The sequence below is a fragment of the Arcobacter arenosus genome (assembly GCF_005771535.1).
Classification (GTDB): domain Bacteria; phylum Campylobacterota; class Campylobacteria; order Campylobacterales; family Arcobacteraceae; genus Halarcobacter; species Halarcobacter arenosus.
On record NZ_VANU01000001.1, the window covers coordinates 258,854 to 276,567 of the forward strand.

Consider the following 17,714-nt stretch of genomic DNA (forward strand, 5'->3'; position numbering starts at 1 on the left):
AAAAAGATTCTTATTTTATATTTTTTTATAAGTAGGGATAAACCCTACTTCTTAGTTAAGTTTACAGCTTAAATTTCTCTCGATAATTTTTCTATCAAGATATGTTTGATCAGATTGTATCTCGTCAATTGAAACTGTAGAAGTTCCAGCTTTTCTTAAAACAACTCCAGTTGCTAAGTTAGCAAATTCAACTGAACTAATAATATCATTGTTTCCTGCAAGGGCATAACCCATTGAAGCTAATAGAGTATCACCTGAACCTGTTACATCAAAAACCTCTAAAGGAACAGTTGGTAAAACTGATAATTTATTATTTTCATTTAAAACTGCAACACCCTCTTCTGATAGAGTAACAATTGCTTCTTTTGTTTCAAATTTATTTTTTATCTCTTTTAAAGCATCTAAAAGTCTATCATCATTATCAATATCGATTCCAGTAACTTTTGAAGCCTCGTCTTTATTCGGAATAATTAAATATGCACCTTGATATTTTGAATAATCATCTCCATATGGGTCAACAATTGTTTTTACATCATGTTTATTTGCATATTGAATAATTTTTTGTGTAAAGTCTCTTGTTAGAACACCTTTACCATAATCTGCTAATAAAATTGCATCATATGCTTTAATCTTTTCTTGAAGTTTCGAATAAAGTTTTTTAACATTATCAAAAGAGATATTGTTTTTACTTTCATGATCAAATCTAAAAATTTGTTTACCATTTGACATAATTCTAGTTTTTCTTGAAGTTTTTCTTCCCTTTTGTTCTAAAATAAAAGATTTTGTTTCAAGTTGGTCAAGTAAATGTTTTAATTCTTTACCATTTTGACCATCACCAGTTACTGACATAACTGAAACTTTTGCACCTAAAGAGGCTAAATTTCTAACAACATTTCCAGCTCCACCTAAAACATCAATCTCCTCTTTAATATCAAGAACAGGAACAGGTGCATCTAAAGCAATTCTATCACAACTACCAATTAAATAAGCATCTATCATCAAATCACCAATTACTAATATCTTTGGCTTTACATCAGTTTTAATCATATCTTTTCCTATAAGTAAATTTTTTAGTCAATATTTTTCAAAAATTCTAGAGTCATTCTAACTCCAGCCCCACTTGCACCATGTGGATTATAACCCCATGCTTTTTCTACAAATGCAGGTCCAGCAATATCATGGTGAATCCATTTGTCTTTATTCTCTTCATATATAAAATTGTCTAAAAATAATCCAGCTGTTATTGCTCCACCATATCTTGTGTTTGCGATATTTGAAATATCTGCAATTTCTGATTTTAAAGTTTTTCTTAAAAATCTGTTAAAAGGTAAAGTTGTTGCATATTCACCTGCTTCTAAAGCATTTGCAACAATTGATCTTTTTAGTTCAATATTTCTTCCCATTATTCCAGATGTATATTCACCAACACCAACAACGCAAGCTCCTGTTAAAGTTGCATAATCAAAGATATAGTCTATATCTTCAATCTCATCTTGGGCATAACATAAACAATCAGCAAGAACTAATCTACCCTCTGCATCAGTGTTTCTAACTTCAATAGTTTTACCATTTTTAGCTACTAAAACATCATCCGGTTTATAAGCATCTCCACCAATCATATTTTCTACTGCACCTATAATTCCATGAACTTCAACATCAAGTCCTAATTTTGCAACAGCATTCATTATACCTAAAACAGCACTTCCACCACTTTTATCAGACTTCATCGTAACCATAAAATCTGCTGGTTTAAGTGATAATCCACCAGAATCATATGTTAACCCCTTACCAACTAAGACAACTTTTTTCTTAGGGTTTTCTGGTTTATAAGTTAAATGTATTAATTTTGATTCATGTATAGAAGCACGACCTACAGAAAGCATCGCAAACATTCCATTTTTTTCCAAATACTCTTCACCCTCAATTCTAAAATCAAGATTATTCTCTTTAGCAATTTTTTTTGCCGTATCAGCCATAACTTTTGGATAAAAATCTGCTGGTGTAGTATTTACAATATTTCTAGTTTTATTAACAGATTTTGCAATAATTTTCGAATCATCAAACTCTTTTTGCATCTCTTTTGTGATTTTAGGTACACAAATATTTAATTCTTGTTTTTTTACTTTTTTCTTTTCTGATTTATATTCACAAAATTTATATGAACCTAAAATAGCACCTTCAACTAGAGCTTTTAAATTTAAATCATCTAATTTTATTTTTGCACTTTCAAATTTTGTAGATTGGAATTTTTTAATAGCACATGAAATAGCAATTGCAATACTATCATAATCATTATCTTCACACCCTACATAAATTCTTCCAACTTCAGGAAGTAAGATAACACTTTCATCTTTTTCTTCAAACCCTAAAAGGTCTAAAAGTTCTTTGTCTTTTGTATTTTCAATATCATCAGTTATATATATTTCAATTTCAGATTCTTCTTTTTCAAAACTATTTTCTACTAAATTAACCTTCAAAGTTTTTCTCCTTTTTCTTAGTTACACTATGGAAATAATAAATTATACTTCCACCAATAATTATTCCAAATGGTGCTGCGTAATACCAATGTTCTTTTACCCATTTCAATACTACTAAAATCTCTTCACCAAAATACCATGCTGGTACAATAGTAATTGCAGCCCACACCCACGCACTAATTAAATTAATAAAAGCAAACATTTTTGCACTATATCTTGTAAGACCAATTGAGATAGGGATAATTGTTCTCATCCCATACATATATCTTTGAATAAAAATAATTGGCCAACCATATTTTACTAAAAGTAAGTGTGCTAAGGCAAATTTTCTTCTTTGCCCTTTAAATTTTTTATGTACATAAGATTTATTAAATCTTCCTGTATAAAAGTATATCTGATCACCAGCAAAACCACCTAATCCAGCAACAAAAACTGCTAAATAAAGGTTCATATCACCTGTATGAGATAAAAGTCCAGCCATAATAAGACCAGCTTCACCCTCTAGGATACTCCATGCAAAAAGTATTATATATCCATAGGTTTTTAGTAAATATATAAATTTGTTTTCTAAACCTTCTACAGGAGCTTGATATAAATTGTAACCTAAAAAGATTACAAATAATGCTACAACTAAAAAGAGTATCTTTCCTGAATTATTTTGTAATTTTTCTAACATTAGAACTCTTAATCAAAATGCAATAGGTCTTTTGCTTGAACCATATCTTTATCGCCACGCCCTGAAAGATTAATAATTACTAATTTATCTTTTAATTTATCTTTTGCTTTCTTTAAATATGCTATTGCGTGGGCACTTTCAAAGGCAGGGATAATCCCCTCTTTTTGAGATAACCATACAAAAGCATCTATAGCTTCTTTATCTGTTACAGAATCATATTCAACAGTCTTATTATCTTTATGAAAAGAGTGTTCTGGTCCAATCCCTGGATAATCAAGTCCAGCACTAATAGAGTGTGCTTCTAAAACTTGACCATTTTCATCTTGAAGTAAATAAGAGCATTGACCATGTAAAATTCCAGGACTTCCTTTTTCTAAAGAACAACCATGTTTATCGGTATCAAGTCCTAATCCACCAGCTTCAATACCTACACAAGTTGTTTCTTTATCTTCTAAGAAATGTGAAAACATACCAATTGCATTAGATCCACCACCAATACAAGCAACAACATAGTCTGGTAATCTACCCTCTTTTTTTAAGATTTGAGCCCTTGCTTCGTATCCTATAATTGCTTGGAAGTCTCTAACCATAACGGGATAAGGATGGGGACCTGCTACTGTTCCAATTATATAAAATGTATCTCTTGCATTTGTAACCCAGTATCTAATTGCATCATTCATAGCATCTTTTAATGTTTTACTTCCCGATTCAACTGCAATTACTTTTGCACCAAGTAGTTTCATTCTAAATACGTTTAATTCTTGTCTAGCAACATCTTTTGCACCCATAAATACAGTACATTCAAGACCAAGTAAAGCAGCAATAGTTGCAGTTGCAACACCATGTTGACCTGCTCCTGTTTCAGCAATTACCTTTTTCTTTCCAAGTTTTTTTGCAAGTAATCCTTGAGCAATAACATTATTTACTTTATGAGCTCCCGTATGGTTTAAGTCTTCTCTTTTTAAATAAACTTTTGCACCAATCTCTTCACTTATATTTTTAGCAAAATATAGGGGATTTTCTCTTCCCACATAATCTTTTAAATATCCATCAACCTCTTTCCAGAAATCTTCATCATGTCTATATTTTTCATACTCAATTTCAAGCTCTTTTAAAATAGGCATTAATGTCTCAGGGACATATCTTCCCCCAAAAATTCCAAAATGTCCATTAGCATCTGGATCAAATGTTGATGTTTTTGGTATATAAAAATCTTTTTTCATTTATAATCTCTTTTTAAATATCTATTATTGTATATACTGGTGCATGTTCTTCTAATCTTTTTACACCATTTAAAAAAGTAAGGTTAATTAAGAAACAAGTTTCAACTAAATTTGCTTTTACATCTTTAATTAATTTTGCAGAAGCATTTGCAGTTCCACCTGTTGCTATTAAATCATCAATTAATAATACCCTTGCATTATCAATTGGAAAGGCATCTAAATGAATCTCAACCTCATCAAAACCATATTCTAGTTCATACTTTTCACAAACTGTTGTTGAAGGTAGTTTACCCTTCTTTCTAACTGGAACAAAACCTATATTAAGTCTATCAGCTAAAGCAGCTCCAAAAATAAAACCTCTAGAATCAATACCTGCAACATAATCTAAATCATAACTCTTATATCTTTCTTCTAAGTGGTTCATTAAGGTTTGGAAAGCAACTTTATTATTTAATAAAGTAGTAATATCTTTAAATACAATCCCCTCTTTTGGGAAATCTTTTACATCTCTAATTGAGTTGTTAATTAATTCTTTATCAGCTTGACTTAAAATCATACTATATCTCTTTTCTTTGTAATATTCTGTAAGGTGATTATTTTATCGAATAAATTATTATGTTTGTATAATAGATTTGTCTTTAAAAAGGTTTTTAAGTAAAGAGTATAGCTAAAACTATACTCTTTAGTTTTAGATTAGATTAATTTCTGTACCATCAGTGACTCCTAAGTTAGAAAGTTTAGAACAAATATCTTCATTAGTATCAATATTAATCGTTATTTTTTCATTTGCAATAGTTAATTTTGCACATCCATTTCCATTTTTTGATGTCATTATTAACTTTGTATTATCAAGAGTCCAATTTGCAGTATTTAACTGAACAGCATCTGAAATATCAGAGATACTTCTTTTTGTCAAATAATAAGTTTGAATAGAAGTAGTAGCTGTTGCTAAATCCCTTTGAATAGTTGAAGCAACTGCATCATCTCTTGTATCTAAATATTTAGGTATTGCAAAAGATGCGATTATTCCAATAACAACAATGGCGAAGATTAGTTCCAAAAGAGAGAAACCTTTTTTCATAATATATCCTTTAAAAAGTAAATTTTTAAATTATATATTTAGGTTTCTTAAATAAAGATAATAAAATAATATATTTTTATATTTTATAATATTTCAGGAACATCTATTTGTGTCTCTTTCCCTGAATCTGAAATTGATTCAAAAACCACTTCTATTGGGGCTTCATTTGGATTATCTTTGTTTACAAATCTTGTAAATTGTTTTTGGAAATCAAGTTTTACAGTTCCAATTGGACCATTTCTTTGTTTTCCAATTATTATTTCTGCCTCTTCGACTGGTTTATTAACAAACTTAGATTTATACTCTTCCCCTTTATCTTGAGCCTCTTTTTCTTTTTTGGCTTCTTCCCTTTCTTTATAAACATCATCCCTATAAACAAACATAATAATATCGGCATCTTGCTCAATTGCTCCAGATTCTCTAAGGTCAGAAAGCATTGGTCTTTTATCAGGTCTATTTTCAAGTCCCCTATTAAGCTGAGAAAGTGCAATAATTGGGATTTTCATCTCCCTTGCAAGCATTTTAAGACCCCTTGAAATATCAGAAACTTCTTGGTGTCTATCTTTATTTCCAGTACCTTGCATTAGTTGAAGATAATCGATAATTACCATTGAGATATTATTCGCTTCATTTTGTGCAAGTTTTCTAACCCTTGCTCTTAATTGGTTAATATTAATACTACCACCATCATCAACAAATAGTTTCTTTTGATTTAAATCCTCAAAAGCATTTGTTAAATCAGTCCATTGTTTATCATCCATATCCCCTTTTCTAAGGTTTTGTAATGGAATTGATGTTTTAGCGGCAAGCATCCTTAACATTAATTGTTCTGCAGGCATCTCTAAAGAGAAAAAGATAACACCATTTCCCGCTTCAACATTTGCTAATGCCATATTTAATACAAGTGCTGTTTTACCCATTGCAGGTCTTGCTGCTAAGATAATTAAATCCCCTTCATTAAACCCTGTTGTTCTTTTATCTAAATCAAAAAAACCTGTTGTTCTACCTGTAAGGTGTTGATTTCCTAGTTTTTTCATCTTCTCAATATAAGAAAGAGTATCAGCAGTAATTGTCTCCATATGCTTTAATTCTGAAGTTGCACTATCAGTTGAGATTTTATAAAGTTCGCTTTGAACAACATCTAAAGCATCATTTGCACTTGTTTCCTCTTCAAGGGAAACTTTTTTAATAGTGGTTGCTAGAGTTGTAAGTTCTCTTTTTACAGAAGCATCTTTAATCTCTCTTACATATGCTAAAGTATTTGTTATTGGATTTGCAGATAAAATCTCAAGTAAAATTGAATCATCAACCTCTTTTGAATCAACTCTTTTTCTAATAAACTCTTCATCAATTGGCATTGCCAAATCGTGTAGTTTTATCATCACTGCAAAAATCTTTTGATGAGCAGGTAGATAAAAATCTTTTGGTTTTAAAACACCTAATACATCTTCTAACTCTTCAGGATTAAAAAGAATTGAACTTAAAACTGCTCTTTCAATATTTATACTATATACACTATCCATTAAATCTCCATTTTTATAAGCTAAAGATTATAGCTAAAGAGTCATTATCTTCAAGTTAATTTTAGATGCTTTGCTTTAGAATAAAAAACTTAATTTATAAGGTAAAAAATGAACAATCAATATGAACTTTCTACAAAATGTCTAATAATAGGAGGAGGCCCTGCTGGATCAACCTTAGCTAGAAAGTTATCAAAAAATAGTATTGAAAATATTTTAGTAGAAAAAAATCTCAATTATGACAAACCTTGTGGAGGAGGAGTAAAATCGATTGTATTTGAGGAGTTTGATTTACCAAAAGAGTTTGAAAATAAAAAAATCAATATATGTAAACTTCATTCACCAAAATATAGTGTTAAAGTTGATATTTCAAATACACCAATTTCAATTGTATTAAGACAAGAATTTGATAAAAAAAATAGAGAATTAGCAAAAGAAGCTGGAACAATTTTAATAGAAGGAAGATATAAAAAAGCAGAAAAAACAGGAAACTATTATTTAGTAAAAATAGAAACAAAAAATAAAACTCTAATTATAAAAACAGAATATTTAATAGGTGCAGATGGTGTTAAATCAAGTGTAAGAAAAGATTTATTTAATTCAACAGTAAATGCAATATTAACAAACTACTGTAATATCCCAAATAAGGATATTGATTTTTGTGAATTTTATTTTGGTAAAAACTATGCCCCAAATGAATACGCTTGGGTATTCCCCCACGGAAATAAACTCTCTATTGGTGCAGGATTAAAAGAAGGAACAAATGCAAAAAAACTTTTTCCAATATTCAAAAAAAAGATTATTAAAAATGATGAAACAAAGGTAAATGGTTTTTTCATACCAATTTGGGAAAAGGATGATATATTTTTTAAAAATAACGTTTTTTTACTTGGTGATGCTGCTGGACAAGTTTTACCATTTACATATGAAGGTATCTATTATGCAATAAAATCTGCTGATATTTTAGCCAATGCCATAATAAAAGAAGACCCCTATTTTTATGAAAAAGAATGGAATAAAAAATTTCGTAAAAGATTTGATTTTTTCAAAACAATGCAAAAAATATTTTTAAGTTTCGATTTTATGACGAATAAATTAATTAAATTTTTTCAAAATAAAAAACTGCAAAGACGAGGATTGGCATATTGGGAGGGGACAGCTAAACCTTTAACTTCAGGTCAAGCTGCTCTAAAACTTTTTAAATATCTTTTTAAAAATTAATCCTCTTTTTTAGCTTCTGCCTCAACCTCTTCTAAAAATCTATCAAGAAGTTGTTCTGTTGGAAGCTTTGCAATTGTCTCACCTTTTTTAATAATAAGACCTACACCTTTTCCATAAGCAATAGCAACATCTGCAGCTTTAGCTTCACCTAAAGCATTTACAACGCATCCCATAACTGATACATTTAGAGGTTTTTTAATATGTTTTGTTTTTTCTTCAACTTGGGCAACTGCACTTACTAAATCAGCTTCAATTCTTCCACAAGTTGGGCAAGAGATTATATTCAGTCCCTCTTTAGTAAGACCCGCATCTTTTAATATTGCGCGTCCTACTTCAATCTCCTTTTCAAGCTCACCAGTAATAGAGATTCTCATAGTATCTCCAATACCATCAAGTAGTAAACTACCTAATGCTATTGAAGATTTAATAGTTGAGTGAAAAATAGTTCCCGCTTCAGTTACACCTAAATGGAATGGATAATTATTCATTGGTCTTAACATTCTATAAGCTTCAACTGTTCTTTGAACATCACTAGCTTTCAATGAAACTTTAATATCGTCAAAACCTAAATCTTCTAAATATTTAATATTATAATCAGCACTCTCAACCATACCTTTTGGAGTTTGACCATATTTATTTTCAAACTGTGCCTCAAGGGAACCACAATTAACCCCTATTCTAATAGGAAGATTTCTTTCTTTACAAGCTTTTACTACCTCTGCAACTCTTTGTTTATTTCCTATATTTCCTGGATTAATTCTAATACAATCAACAACTTGGGCAGCAATAAGTGCTAATTTATGATTGAAATGAATATCTGCTACTAAAGGTAATGAAGTTTGCTCTTTAATCGATTTTAATGCATCAGCTGCTTCTTGATCAGGAACAGCAACTCTTACAATATCAGCTCCAGCAAAATGTAATCTTCTGATTTGCTCTACTGTAGCTTCTATATCTGATGTTTTACTATAAGTCATAGATTGTACTGAAATTGGTGCATCTCCACCAATTGCAACATCACCTACATATATTTTTTTTGTTGGATATCGTTTTACATTATTCATAATGTGCGAATTCTAGCAAAAAAATATTAATTATTAGTAAAGTTTTTGCAATTAATTTGTTATAAATATTTTTCTGCAAGTAAATTGACGTTATTTTATTTAAAAATTACATAACTTATCCTATAATTAGTTACTTGAGGGATGTGGGATAATAGGGATGAATTTAAAAACATTTATAAAATTATTTTCTTTTGTATTAGTTTCTGTTCTAATATACATGATTACTGATTTTTATATTCAAAAAGAACAAAATAATAAACTGCTTCAAAAATATTATACAAGTTCTGAATATATTAAAAAAAATCTTTTAACTTTAATATCAGATAAAAAAAATGCAACCTTGTCTATTGCCCTATCTTTTATAGATAATAAAGAGATAATAAATTCAATACTCACAAAAAATAAACTAAATCTAGATTTAAATAAATACTCTTTAGAACTAAGAAAATACACAAAGTTTAAAAATGTATGGTTTCAAATTTTAGATAAAGAGGGAAATAGTTTTTATAGAAGCTGGAGTGATCATAAAAGTGATTCACTAAAATTTAGACCTGATGTCAAAAAAATTTTAAAAACAAAAAAAATACAAACTTCAATTAGTGTTGGAAGATATGATATGTCCTTTAAATCAATGGTTCCAATACTAAAAGACAATGAGTTAATTGGTATCTTTGAAGTGATAACTCACTTTAATTCTATTTCCAAAATGTTAGAAAAACAAAAAATTGATTCTTTAATTTTAGCTGATAAAAAATACAAAAATAAAATCAAATATCCATTTACAAAAAAATTTATGGGTGATTATTATATTGCAAATTTCAATGCAAAAGAGTATTTAATAGATTTAGTAAAAAAAGAGAGTATTGAAAAAATACTTGAAATAAAAGATTATAAAATAATTAATGAAAACTATCTTGTTACACAACAAGTTATAGAGTTTGAAAACGAAATAATAGGTTATATAATACTAACAAAGAATTTAAAAGATATTGATGTCAGTTCTATTGTAGATGCAAAGAAAAGTTCTATTAAAAACTTAATTTTATTTATCATATTAATAGGTATCATATTTTTAGCTATTAATTATTATTTGTATTTAAGACAGATTCAAATAGAGAAAAAAAGAGTACAAACTATTTTAGATTCCCAAAAAAATATTATTGTAATAACCAATGGAATAAAAATACAAAATGCCAATGCACAATTAATTGAATTCTTTGATGAGTTTAAAAGCCTAGATGAATTCAAAGAAAAATATGATTGTATTTGTGAAAGATTTATTGAAATGAATGATGACAACTACTTAATTGATAAAGATTATGATGGTAGAAACTGGGCTGAACACATTCTTAGTAATAATGATAAAAAATTTAAAGCAGCAATAAAAAAAGCTGATAAGATTTACCATTTTACTTTAAATGTAAATCTTACGGATATAAAAGAAGATATACCTTATATTATTGTAACTTTAACAGATATAACAAACGAAATTGAAAATAATAAAATATTAATTGAAAAAGATAGAATATTATTACAACAAAATAAAATGGCTTCAATGGGAGAGATGTTAAATAATATAGCCCACCAATGGAGACAACCATTAAGTTCAATCTCAAGTTTAGCAAGTGGATTAAGAATAAAAGGAGAATTAAAACTTGTAGAAGAAAATGATATAAATTATACTTGTGAAAAGATTTTAAATAATACAAATTATCTATCTCAAACAATAGAAGATTTTAGAAATTTTTTTAAAGAGAAAAAAGATCAAGAAGAGTTTGGATTAAAAAAATCTATTGATGAGAGTTTAAATCTTTTAAAAGATAGGTTAATAGCATTAAGTATAACTACAGTAATTAAAATTGATGAGAAGATAAAGCTTTACAGTTTTAAAAGTGAATTTCAACAAGCTTTATTAAATATAATTAATAATTCTATTGATGCTTTTATAAAAAATAATTCAAAAGAAAAAATCATTTTTATTACTTTTAATAAAGATACTTTGAGGATAAAAGATACAGCAGGAGGAGTTGATGAAAAAATTATTGAAAAAATCTTTGAACCATATTTTACAACTAAACACCAATCACAAGGAACTGGTATAGGTCTGTATATGACACAAGAAATCTTGGTAAAACATATGAATTGTAAATTATCAATTTCTAATAAAAATTTTACTTATAAAGATAAAAAATTAAAAGGTTTAGCTTTTGATATATCCTTTGATTTAAAAACATTAAAAACTTCGTAAAAGGCTATTAAACTTTTATTTGGAAAATCTTAGCTATAATTGCGCCATATTATAAAGAAGGGTATGTATGCAAAATTTTACAGTTTTTGACATAGTTATCGTTAGTATCACAGTATTACTTGGACTTAAAGGCCTTTTAAGAGGATTTATTAAAGAGATTTTTGGTTTAGTAGGAATTATTGGTGGTATTTTTATTGCTTCAAGATTAGCAGGAGATATTGGTAATGCTATAGCTCCACTTTTAGCTTTAGAGAATCAAGCAACAATTAAACTTATAGGTTTTGTTATAGGACTTGTAGGATTTTGGGCGATTATTTATATTTTAGGAATTATTTTAAGTAAAATATTCCAAGCAAGTGGATTAGGTTTATTTGATAGAATTTTAGGATTTTTCTTTGGTAGTGCAAAAATATTTTTAATTTTTTCAGTAATTGTTTATGCTTTATATCAAGTTAATTCATTTAAAGATTTAATGGATACAAAAGTTGGGAAATCTGTTACTTTCCCATTTTTACTTAGCACTGGTGGATTTATTGTTAAATTAGATGCTAATGATTTTATGAAAAAAGTAGAAGAAAAAATCACTCCAAAAAAAGAAAATGAAGTGATTGAAGAGGATGATGATTTATTAAAACAAAAATCTATTAAAGAAGAGTTAAGCGATACAGTAAAAGGTATGAAAGAAGCTACAATTAAATCTTCTGAAGAGGTTGTTGATGCAGTTAAAAAAACTGTAAATAAAAAAGTTGATGAGATAGCAAAAGAGATTAAAAATAATCCTTTACCAGAATCAACACCAACACAAGAAGATACAAATACAGAAAAAACAGAATAATAAAAAAATAAAGGAATTTAAGATTGTTTGAAAACAAATATATACAACAAAGAATAGAAAAAGCAAACACTTTAAGAGAAAAAGGGATAAATCCTTATGCAAATGATAGTGCAAGAAATACTACAATTGCAAAATATTTGAATGTAAATACTGACCTATTTCAAACTGAAGAAAAAAGAGATGAACATAGACATTATATAGTAGCTGGTAGAATTAAATTTTTTAGACTTATGGGTAAAGCTAGTTTTTTAAAGATTGAAGATGAAAGTGGAATCTTACAAATTTATGTGGCTAGAGATAATTTACCTGAAGGTTTTTATAATGAAACTTTTAAAAAGAACATTGAAGTTGGTGATATAATTGAAGTGGGAGGATACCCTTTTATTACAGGAAAAGGTGAATTATCTTTACACGTTGATAGTTTAAAAGTTTTAACAAAAGCTATCTCTCCACTTCCAGAGAAATTTCATGGAATCACAGATAAAGAGTTAAGATATAGACAAAGATATTTAGATTTAATTATGAATTCTCAAGTTAGAAAAACTTTTCATATTAGATCTAGAGTAATTAGTTTAACAAGAAGATTTTTTGAAAACAAAGGTTTCTTAGAGGTTGAAACTCCTATGATGCATCCAATTGCAGGTGGAGCGAATGCTAAACCATTTGTAACTCATCATAATGCTTTAGGTGTTGATAGATTTTTAAGAATTGCACCCGAACTTTATCTAAAAAGACTTATAGTTGGTGGATTTGAAGCAGTATTTGAAATCAATAGAAACTTTAGAAATGAAGGTATGGATGCAACACATAACCCAGAGTTTACATCTATCGAATTTTATTGGGCATATAAAACCTATAAAGATTTAATTGAACTTACTAAAGAGTATTTTGACTTTTTATTTGAGCATTTAGATTTACCAACAAAACTTCCATATGGTGATTTAGAGATTGATTTTACAAAATTTTCTGAAATTCCATTAATTGAATCACTTACAGCAATTGGTGGTGTTCCAGCTGACATTACAGAAGATAAAGAGAAAATCATAGCATTTATGAAAGAGAAAAATCTTGAAGTAAATGAAAATATGAACTTAGGACAATTACAAGGTGAGCTTTTTGATGAATATGTTGAAGCTAAATTAATTAACCCAACATTTATCACTGAGTACCCTGTTGAGATTTCACCACTAGCAAGAAGAAGTGATGAAAAACCTCATTTAACAGATAGATTTGAGTTATTTATTGCAGGTAAAGAGATTGCAAATGCCTTTAGTGAGTTAAATGACCCACTTGACCAACTTGAAAGATTTGAAGGTCAAATTGCTGCAAAAGATGCAGGTGATGATGAAGCACATGAGATGGATGAAGATTTTGTAAATGCTTTATCTTATGGTATGGCTCCAACAGCAGGACAAGGTATTGGTATAGATAGATTGGTTATGATGTTAACAAACCAACACAGTATTAGAGATGTACTTCTTTTCCCAGCAATGAAACCAATTGCTAAAGAGATAGATTTACATGAAGAAAATGAAGAAGGAAATGAATAATTTCATTTCTTAAAAAAATAAAAATAAAATAAATAAACAAACATAGGAGAGACAATTATATGAGTTATATTTCAAATGCTACTTTAGAACAAGCAGACAAAGAGATTTTTGATTTAGTTGAGGCAGAATTAGGAAGACAAACTGACCACTTAGAGATGATTGCAAGTGAGAACTTTACAAGTCCAGCAGTTATGCAAACAATGGGTTCTGTATTTACAAACAAATATGCTGAGGGTTATCCATATAAAAGATATTATGGTGGATGCGAATTTGCTGATAAAGCTGAACAATTAGCTATTGATAGAGCTTGTGAAATTTTTGGATGTAAATTTGCAAACGTTCAACCTCACGCAGGAAGCCAAGCAAATGGTGCAGTATATGCAGCTTTAATAAATGCAGGTGATAAAATCTTAGGTATGGATTTATCTCATGGTGGTCACTTAACACATGGTTCGAAACCATCATTTTCAGGTAAAAACTACCAAGCATTTTATTATGGTGTTGAATTAGATGGTAGAATTAATTATGATAAAGTAATGGAAATTGCAAAAATCACTCAACCAAAAATTATTGTTTGTGGTGCAAGTGCTTATGCAAGAGAGATTGATTTCTCAAAATTTAGAGAGATTGCTGATGCAGTTGGTGCTATTTTATTTGCTGATATTGCTCACATCGCTGGACTTGTTGCAGCAGGTGAACATATGTCTCCATTCCCTTATGCAGACGTTGTTACAACTACAACACACAAAACATTAAGAGGTCCAAGAGGTGGACTTATTTTAACAAATGATGAAGAGATTGCTAAAAAAATCAATTCAGCTATTTTCCCAGGTTTACAAGGTGGACCATTAGTTCACGTTATGGCTGCAAAAGCAGTTGCATTTAAAGAGGTTTTAGCACCTGAATGGAAAGAATATGCAAAACAAGTTAAAGCAAATGCAAAAGTATTAGCTGAAGTTTTAATGTCAAGAGGATATGACATTGTAAGTGATGGTACAGATAATCACTTAGTACTAGTATCATTCTTAAATAAAGATTTTTCAGGTAAAGATGCAGATGCGGCATTAGGAAATGCAGGTATTACTGTAAATAAAAATACAGTTCCAGGGGAAACAAGAAGTCCTTTTGTAACATCAGGTATTAGAATTGGATCTCCAGCATTAACAGCAAGAGGGATGAAAGAAGAAGAGTTTACATTTATTGCAAATAAAATTTGTGATGTATTAGATGATATCAATAATACAGACTTACAGGCTCAAATCAAACAAGAATTAAAAGAATTAGCAAGAGATTTTGTAATTTACAATCAATCTACTTATTAAGATTTTAGTTTAGTTTCCTTTATAATAAGGATAATCTTTAAAGCATTTTGCTTTTCGTAGGATTTTATAATTCTAAGCTCCTTTTTTAAGGAGCTAGTAAAAAGGGTATAAGTTATGGAAATAAAAGGCGAAGATTTTATAAAAAAAGTTCAGTTACAACAAGAAAAAAATGAGATTGAACAAAGGTTAAATGAGATAAATGATGCGGAGTCTGCTTATGAAAACAATAATGATACTCCAAGACAAGCCCCTCATCAACCTGGTCAAATAAACACTTCAAGACTTGATAGAGAGATTGAGATTCAAGAAGAAAAAGAGTATTCAGATATTATGTTAGGTCAAGGAAAATCTAATGAACAAAATAAGAAAAAATATCTTGTTTTAGGACTAGTCTTAGTAATTTTATTTTTATTAACTGTTATAATAATTCGTCTTTTAACAAATGACTCACCAAATGAAAATGATAGTTTTACTAAAGAGTCAACTCAAAACTCACAAGAATCTGTTCAAAATGAAAATATAGAAGAGCAGTACCAAAAAATCATAAATGAAAAACTAAAAAATATAAAAGAAGAAAATCAAAAAGCACAAGCAATTGATGAAAAAGTTGAAGAGAACCTTGACCTTAAAAAAATTGAGGAAAAAGAGTTAGTAGTTGAACCAACTACACCTGAAACTAAACCTGATGTTTTTGAAGTAAAAAAAGAAGAACAAATTGTAGTTCCAGAGAAAAAACAACCTGAACCAAAACCTGTAGTAAAAAAACCTGAACCAAAAAAAGTTGTAAAACAAGTAGCTTCTACAACTTCGTCAACAATTACAACTAAACCAAAGGGAACTTTTGTTCAAATTGGAGCATTTTCAAAAATGCCAAGTGTAAAATATTTAAACAATATTAAAGCAAAAGGTTATTCATATAAAATTTATAAAGTCTCTATCAATGGGAAAATGTTCCATAAAGTTTTAATTGGACCATATAATAGTAGAGGACAAGCAAAATTAGCAACTGATGATATTAAGAAAAATCTTAATGTTTCAGGGGCATTTATTTTGACATTCTAATAAGGTATTTAATTTAATGCAATTTTATTCAAAAGAACTTTTTCTAGATCAATTCACACCAGTTTCGATCTATGAAAAAGTTAAAAAATTATACAAAGATGAAATTACTTTTCTTTTTGAAAGTACAATAAACTCAAGTGATGGAAACTACTCTTTTATTGTAATTGGAGATAGAGAACGAGTTTGGTATGAAAACAACACATGTTTTTACAAAAATGAAAAAGGTGAAGTTTCAGAAGTTGAATCAAACCCTTTAAAGTTTCTACAAAAATATTATAAAAATTTTGATAAAGAGTTTTATAAACAAAAAGCTTTAGAGTTAGGAATTGGTTTAGTTGATGGTTTTATAGGTAATGTTGGTTATGACATTGGTAAAGAGTTTGAGCCAAAATTAAAAGAATCAATGAACAATTTAGAAGACCAATTAAATATGCCTGATTTAGACTTAATTAGACCAAATATCATCTTAGGATTTTCCCATAAGACATCAAAATTGATTATGGTTACTTCAGTTGAATCATTTAAAAATGACCTAAAAAAAATTGAAGAAGAGCTTTTTAAACCATATGAATTTACACCACTTAAAAAAGCAGAAATTATTGACGAGGGTAAATTTAACTATTCAAAAGAAAAATTCTTTGAAATGGTAGAAGAATCTAAAAAGATGATTAGATCTGGAGATGTTTTCCAAATTCTAATGTCAAATAGATTTATCCAAAAAGCAAAGGTTGATCACCTTAGTTTTTATAGAGCATTAAGAAGTAAAAACCCAAGTCCTTATCTATTTTTACTTGAATATGAAGATTTTACAATTGCAGGAAGTTCTCCTGAGGTTATGATTAAGCTTGTAGATGGACACCTACTTTTAAGACCTATTGCAGGTACTAGAAAAAGAGGAAAAAATATAGATAGAGACTTAGAGCTTGAAGAAGAGATGTTATCTGATGTAAAAGAAAAAGCAGAACATCTAATGTTAGTTGACCTTGGTAGAAATGATGTAGGGAGAGTTGCACGTCCAGGAACAGTAAAAGTAACTGATTTAATGAGAGTAGAAAAATACTCACATGTTATGCATATGGTATCTGATGTAGAAGCAATAATTGATGATAAATACGATATGTTTGACCTTTTTGCAGCAACTTTTACAGCAGGAACAATGACAGGAGCTCCAAAAATTAGGGCAATGGAATTAATTGCACAATTTGAAGGGATTAAAAGAAATTTTTATTCGGGAAGTATTGCTTATTTTGGTTTTGATGGAAATATGGATTCTGCAATTACAATTAGAACATCATTAATTAAAGAAGATGAGATTATTTTCCAAGCAGGAGCTGGAGTTGTTGCAGATTCTATTCCTGAACTTGAATATTTAGAAGTTCAAAATAAACTTGCTGCAAATATCTCAACATTAAAAGATTTATCATAAAGGATTACT

The 17,714-nt window shown here is 28.8% G+C and carries 15 protein-coding genes; 7 read left to right on the forward strand and 8 right to left on the reverse strand.

Annotated elements, in window-relative coordinates:
* Positions 1 to 51: 51 nt before the first annotated feature.
* From FDK22_RS01370 to FDK22_RS01400, 7 genes are all read right to left on the reverse strand, one after another.
* Positions 52 to 1,047 (reverse strand): bifunctional heptose 7-phosphate kinase/heptose 1-phosphate adenyltransferase, encoded by a 996-nt coding sequence (locus FDK22_RS01370; RefSeq protein ID WP_138150996.1) that lies wholly within the window; start codon positions 1,045 to 1,047, stop codon positions 52 to 54.
* Positions 1,048 to 1,070: 23 nt separating this feature from the next.
* The gene (locus FDK22_RS01375; protein ID WP_138150997.1) at positions 1,071 to 2,477 is read right to left on the reverse strand and encodes a leucyl aminopeptidase; all 1,407 of its coding nucleotides are present in this window, start codon (positions 2,475 to 2,477) and stop codon (positions 1,071 to 1,073) included.
* Positions 2,467 to 3,153, reverse strand: coding sequence for a DedA family protein (locus FDK22_RS01380; protein WP_138150999.1), 687 nt, complete (start codon positions 3,151 to 3,153; stop codon positions 2,467 to 2,469). Before FDK22_RS01380 ends, FDK22_RS01375 begins: the two co-directional genes overlap by 11 nt.
* Before the next feature lie 8 nt (positions 3,154 to 3,161).
* Positions 3,162 to 4,376 (reverse strand): tryptophan synthase subunit beta, encoded by a 1,215-nt coding sequence (gene trpB / locus FDK22_RS01385; protein ID WP_138151001.1) that lies wholly within the window; start codon positions 4,374 to 4,376, stop codon positions 3,162 to 3,164.
* A 13-nt stretch (positions 4,377 to 4,389) separates the two neighbouring features.
* A complete protein-coding gene (locus FDK22_RS01390) occupies positions 4,390 to 4,932 on the reverse strand; it encodes an adenine phosphoribosyltransferase (RefSeq protein WP_138151003.1) in 543 nt (180 codons plus the stop codon).
* A gap of 132 nt (positions 4,933 to 5,064) precedes the next feature.
* Positions 5,065 to 5,457 (reverse strand): type II secretion system protein, encoded by a 393-nt coding sequence (locus FDK22_RS01395; protein WP_138151005.1) that lies wholly within the window; start codon positions 5,455 to 5,457, stop codon positions 5,065 to 5,067.
* A gap of 83 nt (positions 5,458 to 5,540) precedes the next feature.
* Positions 5,541 to 6,980 (reverse strand): replicative DNA helicase, encoded by a 1,440-nt coding sequence (locus FDK22_RS01400; protein WP_138151007.1) that lies wholly within the window; start codon positions 6,978 to 6,980, stop codon positions 5,541 to 5,543.
* A 108-nt stretch (positions 6,981 to 7,088) separates the two neighbouring features.
* Between FDK22_RS01400 and FDK22_RS01405 the strand changes: the two genes are divergently transcribed.
* Positions 7,089 to 8,198: a geranylgeranyl reductase family protein gene (locus tag FDK22_RS01405; RefSeq protein WP_138151009.1), complete on the forward strand. Its 1,110-nt coding sequence runs from the start codon at positions 7,089 to 7,091 to the stop codon at positions 8,196 to 8,198.
* Here the strand turns inward: FDK22_RS01405 and ispG are convergent.
* A complete protein-coding gene (gene ispG, locus FDK22_RS01410; protein ID WP_138151011.1) occupies positions 8,195 to 9,262 on the reverse strand; it encodes a flavodoxin-dependent (E)-4-hydroxy-3-methylbut-2-enyl-diphosphate synthase in 1,068 nt (355 codons plus the stop codon). The genes FDK22_RS01405 and ispG overlap by 4 nt on opposite strands.
* 157 nt (positions 9,263 to 9,419) lie before the next feature.
* Here ispG and FDK22_RS01415 point away from each other — a divergent pair, with 157 nt between their 5' ends.
* The 6 genes from FDK22_RS01415 to FDK22_RS01440 all read left to right on the forward strand — a co-directional run bounded on the left by FDK22_RS01415 (position 9,420) and on the right by FDK22_RS01440 (position 17,705).
* A complete protein-coding gene (locus FDK22_RS01415) occupies positions 9,420 to 11,510 on the forward strand; it encodes an ATP-binding protein (RefSeq protein WP_138151013.1) in 2,091 nt (696 codons plus the stop codon).
* 67 nt (positions 11,511 to 11,577) lie between these two features.
* A complete protein-coding gene (locus FDK22_RS01420) occupies positions 11,578 to 12,345 on the forward strand; it encodes a CvpA family protein (RefSeq protein ID WP_138151015.1) in 768 nt (255 codons plus the stop codon).
* A 23-nt stretch (positions 12,346 to 12,368) separates the two neighbouring features.
* Positions 12,369 to 13,895: a lysine--tRNA ligase gene (lysS, locus tag FDK22_RS01425; protein ID WP_138151017.1), complete on the forward strand. Its 1,527-nt coding sequence runs from the start codon at positions 12,369 to 12,371 to the stop codon at positions 13,893 to 13,895.
* 59 nt (positions 13,896 to 13,954) lie between these two features.
* On the forward strand, positions 13,955 to 15,217 hold the full coding sequence (locus FDK22_RS01430) for a serine hydroxymethyltransferase (RefSeq protein WP_138151019.1): 1,263 nt from the start codon (positions 13,955 to 13,957) through the stop codon (positions 15,215 to 15,217).
* A 114-nt stretch (positions 15,218 to 15,331) separates the two neighbouring features.
* Positions 15,332 to 16,279, forward strand: a complete 948-nt coding sequence (locus FDK22_RS01435; protein WP_138151021.1) for an SPOR domain-containing protein — start codon at positions 15,332 to 15,334, stop codon at positions 16,277 to 16,279.
* 16 nt (positions 16,280 to 16,295) lie between these two features.
* A complete protein-coding gene (locus FDK22_RS01440; RefSeq protein WP_138151023.1) occupies positions 16,296 to 17,705 on the forward strand; it encodes an anthranilate synthase component I family protein in 1,410 nt (469 codons plus the stop codon).
* The last annotated feature ends 9 nt before the right edge of the window (positions 17,706 to 17,714 follow it).